The sequence below is a fragment of the Streptomyces speibonae genome (assembly GCF_984686075.1).
Window position 1 is genome coordinate 3,017,270 of sequence record NZ_OZ480260.1, and the last position, 12,789, is coordinate 3,030,058.

The 12,789-nt window shown below is 72.8% G+C and carries 9 protein-coding genes; 6 read left to right on the plus strand and 3 right to left on the minus strand.

Going from position 1 to position 12,789, the window contains the following annotated elements; all coding sequences use genetic code 11:
• Positions 1-102: 102 nt before the first annotated feature.
• The gene (locus tag AC5L3C_RS13395; protein ID WP_493649194.1) at positions 103-2,136 is read right to left on the minus strand and encodes a thioredoxin domain-containing protein; all 2,034 of its coding nucleotides are present in this window, start codon (positions 2,134-2,136) and stop codon (positions 103-105) included.
• A gap of 149 nt (positions 2,137-2,285) precedes the next feature.
• Between AC5L3C_RS13395 and AC5L3C_RS13400 the strand changes: the two genes are divergently transcribed.
• Genes AC5L3C_RS13400 through AC5L3C_RS13415 form a run of 4 tightly spaced genes read left to right on the plus strand, consistent with a single transcriptional unit; the run spans position 2,286 to position 10,399 of the window.
• Complete coding sequence (locus AC5L3C_RS13400; RefSeq protein ID WP_493649195.1) at positions 2,286-5,486, plus strand: tetratricopeptide repeat protein; 3,201 nt, start codon at positions 2,286-2,288, stop codon at positions 5,484-5,486.
• 41 nt (positions 5,487-5,527) lie between these two features.
• Positions 5,528-8,095, plus strand: coding sequence for a hypothetical protein (locus AC5L3C_RS13405; protein WP_493649196.1), 2,568 nt, complete (start codon positions 5,528-5,530; stop codon positions 8,093-8,095).
• Between the two features lie 7 nt (positions 8,096-8,102).
• On the plus strand, positions 8,103-9,404 hold the full coding sequence (locus AC5L3C_RS13410; RefSeq protein WP_493649197.1) for a CHAT domain-containing protein: 1,302 nt from the start codon (positions 8,103-8,105) through the stop codon (positions 9,402-9,404).
• Entirely contained in the window at positions 9,401-10,399 is a 999-nt protein-coding gene (locus tag AC5L3C_RS13415; protein WP_493649198.1) for a hypothetical protein, read from the plus strand. Before AC5L3C_RS13410 ends, AC5L3C_RS13415 begins: the two co-directional genes overlap by 4 nt.
• Positions 10,400-10,439: 40 nt before the next feature.
• Here the strand turns inward: AC5L3C_RS13415 and AC5L3C_RS13420 are convergent, their stop codons facing one another.
• Both AC5L3C_RS13420 and mca read right to left on the minus strand, forming a co-directional pair.
• Positions 10,440-10,688, minus strand: a complete 249-nt coding sequence (locus AC5L3C_RS13420; protein WP_164555627.1) for a hypothetical protein — start codon at positions 10,686-10,688, stop codon at positions 10,440-10,442.
• A complete protein-coding gene (mca, locus tag AC5L3C_RS13425) occupies positions 10,681-11,562 on the minus strand; it encodes a mycothiol conjugate amidase Mca (RefSeq protein WP_493649199.1) in 882 nt (293 codons plus the stop codon). Before mca ends, AC5L3C_RS13420 begins: the two co-directional genes overlap by 8 nt.
• Before the next feature lie 147 nt (positions 11,563-11,709).
• On the opposite strand from mca, the gene AC5L3C_RS13430 reads away from it, so the two are divergent.
• Both AC5L3C_RS13430 and greA read left to right on the plus strand, forming a co-directional pair.
• Positions 11,710-12,108: a DUF4307 domain-containing protein gene (locus AC5L3C_RS13430; protein ID WP_493649200.1), complete on the plus strand. Its 399-nt coding sequence runs from the start codon at positions 11,710-11,712 to the stop codon at positions 12,106-12,108.
• Positions 12,109-12,287: 179 nt separating this feature from the next.
• On the plus strand, positions 12,288-12,785 hold the full coding sequence (greA, locus tag AC5L3C_RS13435; RefSeq protein ID WP_125504528.1) for a transcription elongation factor GreA: 498 nt from the start codon (positions 12,288-12,290) through the stop codon (positions 12,783-12,785).
• Positions 12,786-12,789: the final 4 nt, after the last annotated feature.

Genomic DNA, 12,789 nt, shown 5'->3' on the forward strand with positions numbered 1-12,789 from the left:
GTAACCGTGCGACTGTGAACGGAAGTTGACCGGTTTCAGGCCGTCATTCGACCGAATCACAACGCAACTGCGCAGGCCAACTCCCCTGACATGTCCACACGTTCAACCATTCAGCGCCGTACGCAACCGGTCGGCATCGGTCGTCGGCGCGTCGCAGGTGAAGTGACGGCAGACGTAGGCGGCCGGTGCACCGCCGACGAGGGGACGGTCCGCGAGCAACGGGAACTCGTCGCTCCCCTCGGCCCCCGCGGCGACCACCGCGCCGGGCGCGGTCCCCAGCAGCGCCGTACGGTGCAGCGCCCGGGTCGCCGGATCGTCGAGCGCCGGACCGACCACCGCGATCTCCCGCGGGCCGTCCAGCACCGCCTCGGCGACCGCAAGCCCCCACCCGATGAACCGCGGCACCCGCGGTCCGAGCGCCTTCACCACACCCAGCGCCCGCTCGGCCGCCGTGCGGTGCGGCTCCGAACCGGTCTGCGCGGCATACCCCAGCAGCGCGCCCGCGGCGGCCGTCCAGCCGGACGGCGCCGCGTTGTCGGTCGGGTCCTGCGGACGCCGGATCAGCCGCTCCGCGTCCGACGCCGTGTCGTACAGCGCCCCCGACTCCTCGTCGGTGAAGCGGGCCAGGATGTGGTCCACCAGCAGCCCCGCGAACTCCAGCCACACCCCCTCACCGGTCACCGACGCCAGCGCCAGGAACCCCTCGGCGACATCCGCGTAGTCCTCCAGCACCCCCGCGTTGGCACCGGCGTGCCCGTCCTTGCTGGTACGGGTGAGGCGGGCCTGCTCGTCGAGGTGCAGCCGGATCAGCAGGTCCCCGGCGGCGACGGCGGCCTCCGTCAGATCCGGCCGGCCGAAGTACGCCCCCGTCTCGGCGAGCGCGGCGATCGCCAGCCCGTTCCAGGCGGCGACCACCTTGTCGTCCCGGCCGGGGGCGGGCCGCGCCGCCCGCGCCGCCAGCAGCCGCTCCCGGATGCCGTCGATCCGCCCGGCGTCGAACACCTCGTCCCGCTGCGGCAGTTGCAGCACCGAGGCGCCCTCCTCGAAGGTGCCCTCCTCGGTCACCCCGAAGTACCGCGCGGCGAGTTCGGCGTCGTCCTCCCCGAGGACCTCGCGCAGCTGCGCGGGCGTCCACACGTAGTACGCGCCCTCCACCTGCCGCCCCGTTCCGTCGTCGCTGTCGGCGTCCAGCGCGGAGGCGAACCCGCCCTCGGGCGTGCGCAGTTCACGGACCATGAAGTCCGCGGTGTCAAGCGCCACCCGGCGCGCCAGCTCCGAACCGGTGGCCCGCCACAGATGCGCGTACACCCGGCACAGCAGCGCGTTGTCGTACAGCATCTTCTCGAAGTGCGGCACCACCCAGTCCCGGTCCACCGAGTACCGCGCGAAACCGCCGCCGAGCTGGTCGTGGATCCCGCCGCGCGCCATCCGCTCGCAGGTGTCCGCGGCCATCTGCAACGCGCCCTCCGCACCGGTCCGGGCGTGGTGCCGCAGCAGGAACTCGATCACCATGGACGGCGGGAACTTCGGCGCCCCGCCGAACCCGCCGCGCTGCGGGTCGTACTCACGGGTCAGCCCGAGCAGCGCCTGCGCCAGTTCCTGCTCGCCGGGGAGCCGGTCGTCGCCGAAGGAGAGCTCCCGCTCGGCCAGATCCCGGGTGATCTTCCCGGCGACCTCGTCGACCTCGTCCCGCCGCTCCTGCCACGCCTGGTGCACGCCCTGGAGCACCTGCCGGAACGACGGCATCCCGTGCCGGGGCTCGGGCGGGAAGTACGTACCGAAGTAGAACGGCTCGGCGTCCGGCGTGAGGAACACGGTCATGGGCCAGCCGCCCTGCCCGGTCGCCGCCTGCACCGCCTCCATGTAGACGGCGTCGACGTCCGGCCGCTCCTCGCGGTCCACCTTGACGCTGACGAAGTGCTCGTTCATGTCCTCGGCGGTGCCCGGGTCCTCGAAGGACTCGTGCGCCATCACATGGCACCAGTGGCAGCTGGAGTAGCCGACGCTCAGCAGCACCGGCACCTGGCGCCGCCGCGCCTCCTCGAAGGCCTCCCGGGACCACGGCCACCAGTCGACCGGGTTGTCGGCGTGCTGGAGCAGGTACGGGGACGTCTCATGGGCCAGTCGGTTCGGCATGGTGTCCATCCTGCCGCAGTACCCGCCCCGGAGCCCGGCAGCACACAGCCGGGCGATCCGGCCCTCTCCCCACGGCGGCCCCCGCACGACACACTTGTGACCAGCGGACGCGGCCGGACCGGGCCGACGCCGCCGGAGGGGGACGACACATGCGGGACAGTCACCGGGCGGACGCCGAACGGCTGTTGACCCGGGCCGTGGAGGAGGAGGTGCGCCGCTCGGGCGGACGCACGGACGGCAAGGTGCTGCTCACGCGGGCGCGCGGCGCGCTGGACGCGATGGCGGAGACGGCGGCCGAGGAGTACGAGGCGTACACGCGCGCCCTGGACGAGGCGGCGGCCGGACAGCTCACCTTCCGGCAGCGCTACGCCCGCGAGGGCGCCGGGACACCGCTGTTGGTGGCCGGGGTCGCGGGGCTGGCGGCCGTCGCCGCCGACATGGCGCTCGGGACGGGCGCCGGGACGGCGCTGGGCGCGGGCGTGACCGTCGGCGTCGTCGGCGCGGCGACGACCGTGGTGAAGGTGGCCGGCTCCCATGTGCCCGCCGCCCACCACCGGGCCGGTGCGGTGAGCCAGCCGGGCGGGCCGGAACAGCTGAGGCTGCAGTGGCTGACGGCCCTCGAGGTGCGCGGGATCCGCCCCTTCCTCGACCAGCAGCGGGTGCTCGCCGCGTCCACCGGGCCGAAGAAGACCGGCCCGCGGCTGCGCGGCAGCGACAAGAGCGCGGCGGCCCGCAGCCGCAGTGTGCTGGAGCAGTCCTTCGGGCAGCTGCCCGAACCGCTGGGGCCCTTCGCGGGCCGGCGCCAGGAGATGGGGCGGATCCGGCAGTGGGTGCAGGCGGCCCGCGCCGGCACGGAGACCCTGCCGACCGTGGTGGTGCTGCACGGGGCGCCCGGCAGCGGCCGCACCACCCTCGCGGTGCGCGCCGCGCACGAGCTGCGGGACTACTTCCGCGGCGCCTGCGTCGTCGACCTGCGCGGCGACAACCCCGGAGAACCCCCGCTGTCCACCCGGGACGCGCTGCTGCATCTGCTGAACCGGCTCGGAGCGCCGCGCGAACAGCTGCTGTTCCGCGAGCGGTCCTCGCCGGACCAGCAGGTCAAGCGGCTGAGCGAGCTGTACCACCAGCATCTGACCGGGCTGCCGGTCACCGTGGTGCTCGACGACGCCTCCGATCCGCAGCAGGTCCGCACCCTGATACCGGAGCGGTCCGACAGCCTGGTGCTGATCACCTCCCGCTCCCCCCTCGGACTGCCCGACGACCTGCCCGCCCGGGTCCACCAGCTGCCGGTCGAGCCGCTGGACGCGGCCGGTGCGGAGGAACTGCTCGCGGCCGCCGCGCAGGACTCCTCGGGGCCCTACGACGCCGAGTCCGCCGAGCGGGTGCGCGACCTGTGCGGCGGCCTGCCGCTGGCCCTGCGGGCCGCGGGCGCGGCCCTCGGACCCCGCTCACCGCTCGCGCTCGCCGCCGACCTGGGCGCCTACGGGCCCGTCGAGCCCGTCGAGCGTGCCCTGTGGCTGCGCTACACCGACCAGCCGGAGATCCTGCGGCGGCTGCTGCGCCGGCTCGCGCTGGCCGGCCGGGCCTCGCTGGGCGCGGCCGCCGCGGCGGCCCTCCTGGCCACCGACGAGGCCGAGGCCACCCAGCATCTGGTCGCGCTGAACCGCGCCGGGCTGATCGACCGCGTACGGCACAGCCGTTACCGGCTGCACGACCTCGTCCGCGCGTTCGCGCTGGCCCGGCTGCTCGACGAGGAGGAACCCGCCGAGCGCTCGGCCGCGCAGGAACGGCTGATCGTGAACTACGCCGAGCTGGCCGACTCGGTGCTCCGGCTGGTCGACGGCAACATGTCCACGCGCTCGGACCGCTTCAGCCCCTACGGCTTCACCTCGCTGGACGAGGCGCTGCGCTGGCTGGACGACGAGTCGAGCTTCATCACGGCGGCCCTGCGGCACGCCGAGGGCGTGGACCGGGGGGCGGTGCAGAACCTGCTCGGCGCGCTGTGCGACTACTGCCTGCTGCGCGGCGACCTCTACCGGCTGGGCGAGATCAGCGAGCTGGCGCAGGCCGTGGACGAGGGACTGCTGGTCCGCTCGGTGCAGTGGCGCACCGGTATCGCGGCGCGGCAGCTGGGCGAGCTGGACAAGGCGCGGACCACGCTGACGTCGGTGGTCGACCTGTACCGGGACGCGCACCACGACGCCGGCGCGGCGCGGGCGCTGACCTCGCTCGGGATCACGCTGCACCACCAGGGCAATCTGACGGAGGCGGCGGCCAGACTGCGGGAGGCGCTGGACCTGCAGGCCGCGCCCGAGCTGGCCACGGACCGCGCCTGGACGATGCACGCGCTGGCGGCGGTGGAGCGGGACCGGGCCCGGCTGGCCGAGGCGCTGGACCTGCTCACCGAGTCCCTGGTGCTGCACCGCGCCGGCGAGTCGGTGCACGGGCAGGCGTGGGCGCACTTCCAGCTGGGACAGCTGAACCTGCGGATGGGCGACGTACCGCGCGCGGAGGGCGAACTGCGCACGGCCCTGGAGCTGTACGGCCGCACCCGCGACGCCCGCGGTGAGGCGTGGGCGCTGACGGAGCTGGCGCGGGCCCGGCTGGTGGACGGCGACGCCGCACCGGCGGTGGAGGAACTGCGCCGGGCCGCCGCCCGGCACCGGGACAACGAGGACGCCCGGGGCGAGGCGTGGACGCTGTACTACCTGGGCCAGGCCCTGGAGGAGACCGGCGACCTGGACCGCGCCGTGCGCGAGCTGGAGCGTGCCCGCACGATGTTCTCCCGGATGCGCGACGTCTACGGCCTGGCCTGCGCCCGGCACCACTCGGCGCGGGTGACCCGGGACCAGCGGGCGGCGCGGACGGGGTCGCTGCGCAACTCCGGGTTCGCCCGGCAGCTCCTGGTGGACGCGCGGGCCGACTTCCAGCGGATCGGGGTGGCGCACGGCGAGGCGTGGACCTGCCTGGAACTGGCGGTCGTCGACGCGGGCAACGCGCGGACGCCGCAGGCCCTCACCCTGTGCGACGAGGCGGTGGCGCTGTTCGCGTCGTACGGCGACCGGCGCGGCGAGGACTGGGCGCGCTTCCTGCGCTGCACGCTGCTGCCCTACGCGGCACCGGGCGGCACGGAGGTCGGTACGGCGGTGGCGCAGGAGGAACTGTCCCAGCTGGCCCGCGCCACGCACCCCGCCCGCGACACCAAGCTGACGGACTGCGTGGAGGCCTACCAGCTCCTCCTGGAACGCGGCGTCACCCTCGAATCCGGCTGGCAGGCCTGGCACCTGGGCCTGACCCCCACCCGCCACGCCCGGGAGATCATGGGCGTGGCGGTGGACTCGAAAGCGTAGAAACCGGGTATTGCCCTGGCCGTACGGAGGGGGACGCGGGGATGAGTGACGTGCCGTTGGCGGGGGACGAGAAACTCTGGGCGCTGCTGGAGTCCCAGCCGGTGGTGGTGGCCGGCGTGGCTCCGGCGCGGGGCAGGGACGCGGTGGCGATCCGGCTGGCCGACACGTGGTCGTCGGGTACCGGGGGCCCGGTGTGCCGACTGGACCAGGTCGGATCCCTCGAGCCCGACGTGGTGACACTGCTGCGGCTGCTGGACCTCCTGGGTGCGTGGCCGGTCGACCTGGCGGAGGCCGTGGCCGCCTCGCCCGGATGGCCGATCGGCCGGGCGCGGGCCGTGCCCGCCGTGCCCGGAGATCTGCACGGCCCGGTGGTCGATACCTGCGCACAGGAGCTGACCGAATGGGCGGAGCGGGAGAAGCCCGTGCTCGTCCTGGTCGACGGTGCCCGGGCCTCCCTGCTGCACGCCCTCGAGCAGGCGGTGGGCACCACCGAGTGCCGGGTGCTCGCCCTCGTGGGAGCGGACGAACCCCTGGCTCCCCGGGTCGTGCGGGTCGTCGTGCACCCCTTCACGACGGCGGCCGGTCCGGTGGCCGGCGCCCGTGAGCGCATGCCCCCTGAGGCGGTGCGTCTGTGCGACGCACTGGCCGCGCTGACCGCCTCGGACGACCTGTGGCTGCCGGACGTGCTGATCCGGTACCTGACGTCCGGCACCGGTGCGCCGGACGACGACGCGGTGGCGTTCGGCGCGGCGGCGCTGCTGAAGGATCTGGGGCTGCTGGAGCAGAACGGGTCGGGGGTGCGGCTGCACCGGGACGTCGTCAAGGACGTCGTGGACGGCCTGCCCGGTGAAGAGACGCGCCATCGCGCGACCGAGGCGGCGAGGAGGCTGATGCGCGCGGTCCGTTCCTCCCCCGCGCTGGCCGGCGAACACCCCACCACCTGCCTGCTGCTCGCTGTTCGCTCCCTGTACGCCGGCACCCCCGGCGCGGAGGACTTCGCGGCCTACCTGGCGCAAGAACTCGCCCATCGGGGAAAACTGCCGCACCTGCTCGGGCTGCGCGAGGCCGCGGTCGGCACCGTCGGGACGTACGCGGTGTACACGGCGTACACGGCGCTCCTGGGCCTGGCCCTGCGGCGGTACGGGGAGAGCACGCCGTTCAACGGGGTCATGGCAGCAGAGAGTGACGATCCGGCGTTGGTGCTGCAGTACGCCCAGGCGTTCCGGGAGCGCGGGATGCTGGGGAACGCCGAACTGCTGCTCGCGCGTCTGCCGTCCGAGCGCGGCGCCGACGGCTGGGTTCTCCACACCAAGGCCGGGGTCGCCTGCGAACGGGGGGACCTGCGGGGGGTGGGCCCTCTGTTGCGGCGTGCCATCGAGGCGCACCAGGTGGCCGGCGACCTGCGGGGCGAGGCCTGGGCGATGCTGGAGTACGGCCGGTGGTGCCTGTTGCGCGGGGACCCCGACGAGGCGGAGAAGCGCGTCACGGCGGCGCGGACGATGTTCGGCGACATCGACGATCCGTTCGGAAAGGACTGGGCGGACGTCGAACTGCTGCACATCGCCCTGGTGCTGTCGGAGACCGACGTCCTGGTCGCCGAGGAGACGATCTCGTCCGCCTTCGCCGAGGAGCGGCCCGTCCGGGACCGCCGCGCCGCAGCGTGGCGCGAACTGTATCTGACCCTGCTGGGCGCCTGCGGGCTGCCCCTCCAGCCGTGGATGGCGACCCAACTGCGCAGACGATTCATCCGCGCCGAAGACAAGCTGGGCCTGGCGTGGCTGGACCGCGAGTTCGTCTCCCCGGAGGACGGGGACGCGGCGGAGACCGTGCACCGGGCCGGCCCGCGTCGCGCGGCCTACGCCTTCGCCGGGACCGGCTGCTCGCACGGGGAGGGCTGGGCCCTGCTCAGGCTGGGCAACCGGATGCACGGAGAACAGCGCGCCGAGTGGCTGGCCGAGGCCCGGGACCTGTTCGACTCCATCGGCGACGAAGCGGGCAAAGCCTGGGCCGACGTTTGCCGGGCGGCCCTGGACGGCACGGTCCCGCCCTCCTCGGCCCTGCGGGAACTCTCCCGGCGCTATCCGCCCGCCGTTCTCGCCCTCATCGAGTGGCCCCAGGGACGCGGTCCGCTCGGCATCCCCCGCATCGCACGCCTTACCGTCCCGGAGCCGCGTCACGACGGCCGGTTCCGCTTCCCGACCCTGGAGTCCCGCATCCGTCTCACCCTGCTCGACGACGCTCCGGCCGCGGACCGCGTGTCCCACATCGCCCTGCATCTCGTGCCCGGCATGCACCACCCCTGGTCGTCCGCGCCGCGCGAGGCGCTGCCCTGGCTGTCGGCGCACGCCGTCCCGGTCACGGCGGCCGACGTCCAGCCCGAGTACTCCGTCACCCTCCGGCCGTCGGCCCCGGGTGATCCGGACGCGGGCGCCGAGTTCCGTTTCACTCCCCTGCGCCCCGGCCGCCACCGCATCCGTTTCACGGTCACGTACCAGGAGACGGGGACCGTGCTCCAGGAGGTGGAGACCGAGATCGACATCATCGACACCCGTCGCGGCGGTCGCCCCTCGGCGACCGCGCCGCTCGTCGAGCCGTTGCGCGGGAGGTGACCGGCGAGTGGCGCAGAATCTTCCCGTCCGCGTCATCCAGGACCCGGGACGCGGCTTCACCAGGCGTCCGGCGGCCGCCGTCCGCCACCCCGATCTGGTGCTGGCCCTGGACGCCTACGCGGACGATCACCTCAGGGCACGGGTGTACGGCACGGCCGTCCCCGCGGCCGTCGGCGAGTACACGGCACGCCTTGAGGTGGCCCCCGCCTCGCTGCGCGCCTCGGCGGCACACCTGCGGGCCCTGTGGAAGCGGGAGCTGGTGGCGTACGAACCCGTCGACGAGCACGGCGTCCCCGCGCCGGACCGCACGCCGCTGCCCTATGCGACCCTGCTGGACTTCACCGCCGAACCCGAATCCGAACTGTGCGTCATCCTCGACGAACTCGTCGAGCAGGGCGCGTATCTGCTGTGGGAGGAGTTGCTCGGGGCCGAGGGGAGGGGCGCCGAGCGGCTGCGGAAGGTGCTCCTCGCCACGCTCGGCGGTGACCGCCCGCTGCGTGTACGGGTTGATTCCCCGCTCTTCCTGCCCTGGCCGATGCTGTGCCTTCCCGCCGAGTACGGAGCGGCGGGCGAGCCGGGCCTCCGGCCCCCCGACGAACTGCTGCGGCGTTTTCTCGGCTACCGGCACCAGATCGAGCAGACCGGCGGAGTGCACTCGGACTTCCCCGACGAGGACGAGTCCCCCGACCTGCCCCCGCTCCCGGTGGTGAGCCTCAACCACGACACCTGCCTGGACGCCGAGGGCCGGACCCGCGCGGCCGAGGTCGCCGCCGCCCTCGCCGTCGGCACCCGGCGCATCGAGCGCACCCGGCGCCCTGAACTGCTCGAAGCACTGCGGTCCGGGCCCCTCGAGGAGCAGCTGATGTACTTCTGGTGCCACGGACACTTCCGGACCACCGAGGAGCCCGGTGCGCCGCGGTTCGTGGTGCAGCTGAGCGATCACCAGGACATCGACGCGTACACGGTGCTCGCGCGACGCGGCACGGGCGACCTCTTCCCGTACCGCCCCCTCGTGCTCTTCAACGCCTGTTACGCGGGACTGACCGGCGCCGCCGATGTGACGCACATAGGCGGCGCGCTGCTCCGCGCCGGGGCCGGCGGTGTCCTCGGACCGCAGATCGAGATGCCGCAGGTGTTCGCCGCCGAGTACGCCCACGCCTTCGTCACCCGCTATCTGCCGGGCACCGAGACGGCCGGGGAGATCATGCACGCGCTGGGCCGGCACTTCGCGGACTTCCTCCGCAACCCGCTGGGCTTCGCCTACGCGCTGCACTGCGGTATGGACCACCGGCTGGAGCGTGCCTGGTGACCGGCCCGGCATCTGTACGCACCGTGTACCTGGACGAGCGCGGCTGGCCCGCCCGGCCCACCGCGAACGGCCCGCGCCCGGTGCCCGCGGCCCGGCTCGACGAGCACTTCGCGGACCTTCTCACGCCGCCGCCCTGGGCCACCGACATCGTCGTGTACGTCCACGGGTGGCAGACCACGCCGGACTCGGCGCTCGCCGCCTTCGAGTCCCTGCTCGGTCTGGCCGCGCGGCAACTCGACACCCGTCCGGAGCTCTACCCCGGGCTGGCGTCCGGGTCCCGGGGCTTCGCCCCCTGGCCGGTGCTGGTGACCTGGCCGTCCCGGTCGCTGCCCTCGCTGGCCGGCTACCGCAAGGTCCGGGAGCGTGCGCACTCCATGTCGTCACACGGGCACGCCGCGCGGGTCATCGGCCGGCTGCTCGGCTACCTGGACGCGCATCGCGGCGACCGGACGCCCGTCCTGCGGACCCGGACCGGGCAGTACCTGCATCTGGTGGGGCACTCGTTCGGCTGCCGTTTCCTCTGCGAGGCGGTGCAGTGGGCGGCGGGCGACCGGCCCGGAGGGACACTCGGCTGGAGCATGCCGTCGGTGCCGGGACGGCCGTTCACCGTCGACAGCATGCTGCTGTTCCAGATGGCGGCTCCGCGTGACGCCTTCGCCACCCGGTTCACCTCGCTGGCCGGGGCACCACTGCGCGGGCCACTGGTCGCGACCTACTCGCAGTACGACCGCGCCACCGGTTTCTGGCACCTGCGCGCGGAGCGACGGGCGGGCATCGGCTACGCGGGCATCGGCACCGCGCCGGCACCAGTCTCCGCGATCGACATGCTCCCGCCCGGGCGGCCGTACCCGGTTCAGACCCTGGACCACCGGTTCGTCAGCGTGGACGCCGGCCGGGTGTTCGTGCGCGGCCGGGGTCCCGCGGGTGCCCACTCGGACCATCTGCGGCCCGAGTCGGCACACCTGCTGCTGTCCCTGGCCGACCACGCCCGCTGACGGCACGTGCCGCCGAGTCGGCCGGCGTCCGGTGGTGGGCTCAGGCGTGCTTTTCGGCGCCCGCGGCCTTGCTGCCCGCGGTCGGGGCGTCGACGTCCTCGGACTCCTGGAAGTTCACCCGCCCCATGTGCCGGTTCATGGACTTCATCAGCCCCCACACCGCCAGAGCCATCACCGCGAACACGATGAACCCGAGAACCCCCGGGGTCACCTTGTCCTCGTCGAGCTCCTTGGCCAGGGGCACCAGGTGGGTCATTGCCAGGCTTGCGCTTGCGCTCATGTCAGGCATTGTCCCGGATGCCCGCGAAGAGGTCGTCCTCGGGGAGGGACGTATCGACGAGCGACTTCGCCAGCTCGTACTCCTCCGTCGGCCAGACCTCCTTCTGCACCTCCATCGGCACCCGGAACCACCCCCCGTCCGGATCGATCTGCGTGGCGTGCGCGATCAGCGCCTTGTCACGGATCTCGAAGAAGTCGGCGCACGGCACATGCGTCGTGAGCGTGCGCTCCGTGCGTTCGGACTCGCTCCAGCGCTTGAGCCAGTCCCCGTAGGGGGATTCCAGGCCGCGGTCCAGCATGGCCTGGTGCAGCGCCTCGGTGCGGGGGCGGTTGAAGCCCTGGTTGTAGTAGACCTTCAGCGGCTGGTACGCCGGGCCGAACGCGTCCTCGGGGTACTTCACGGTGTCCGCCGCGCCCTCGAACGCCACCATCGTGATCTTGTGGGTCATGATGTGGTCGGGGTGCGGATACCCCCCGTTCTCGTCGTACGTGGTGATCACCTGGGGACGGAACGCACGGATCCTGCGCACCAGCTCGCCGGCCGCCTTGTCGACGTCCTCCAGCGCGAAGCAGCCCTCCGGCAGCGGCGGCAGCGGGTCGCCCTCGGGCAGCCCGGAGTCGACGAAGCCGAGCCACTCCTGCTTCACGCCGAGGATCTCGCGGGCCTCGTCCATCTCCTTCTTGCGCACCTCGTGGATGTGTTCCTCGATGTACGCGTCGCCCTGCAGCTTCGGGTTGAGGATGGAGCCGCGCTCCCCGCCCGTGCAGGTCACCACCAGCACGTCCACCCCTTCGGACACGTACTTCGCCATGGTGGCCGCACCCTTGCTCGACTCGTCGTCGGGGTGGGCGTGCACGGCCATCAGTCGCAGCTGGTCAGTCAAGACTCAATCCTCAAGTCGTTGGGCGCCCTGTGTGCGGCGGCGCAGTCGCAGGCTTCTATAGTGACCGAAGCGGGGGACGAAAAATTCCGGAGTTCCGCACCGGGGCTCTCGCGGGGACGCCGGTCCCCTCCTGCCGAGGAGACGATCATGAGTACGTCGAGCACGCGGCTGCCCGAGGGCCGCTACGGCCGCTCCTCGGACCAGCGTGCCGACCGCACTCTCAAGCTCGTCGGCGCCGTGCTGTCGGTGCTGATGCTCGCGCTGATCGGATGGTTCGGCTATTACTACGTCGCCCAGAACGAGATCAGCGCCGAGGTGATCGGCTTCGACGTCGCCGACGACGCGGTGAAGGTGCGCCTGGAGGTGCACAAGGACGCCGGTGTCGACGGCTACTGCACGGTGCGCTCCCAGGCCGAGAACGGCGCAGAGGTGGGCCGGGCCGACTTCCGCTTCGACAAGGACGCCACGCGCATCGACGAGGTCGTCACGCTGCGCACGACCTCGCGGGCCACCTCGGCCGAGCTGGTCGGCTGCCACGCCGGGTGATACGGCGGGGAATGCGTGGGGAATACCTGACCACTGACCTGCGCTGACACAAGTCTGGTGGCTTATGTCCTCCCCCTGCGGGCACCTAATTGTTAGGCTCGTGGTTTCGCCCATCCACGGAGGACCATCCTTCTTGGTAGGGCGTTGCTTTGTATTCCCAGTACCTACGAGGAGCACCTGTGACCCAGACCAGCGAGAACGTCACCTGGCTGACCCAGGAGGCGTACAACAAGCTCAAGGACGAGCTTGAGTACCTTACTGGTCCCGCGCGCACGGAGATCGCCGCCAAGATCGCCGCCGCGCGTGAGGAGGGCGACCTGCGGGAGAACGGCGGGTACCACGCGGCCAAGGAGGAGCAGGGCAAGCAAGAGCTCCGTGTGCGCCAGCTCACTCAGCTCCTCGAGAACGCCAAGGTCGGCGAGGCCCCGGCGGCCGACGGCGCCGTGGCGCCCGGCATGGTCGTGACCATCGCCTTCGACGGCGACGAGGACGACACCCTGACCTTCCTGCTCGCCTCGCGCGAGTACGCCAGCGCGGATGTGGAGACCTACTCTCCGCAGTCCCCGCTCGGTTCCGGCGTGATGGGCCATAAGGTCGGCGAGGACGCCGAGTACGAACTGCCCAACGGCAGGACGGCCTCGGTGAAGATCCTCAAGGCCGAGCCCTACAGCGGCTGACCCG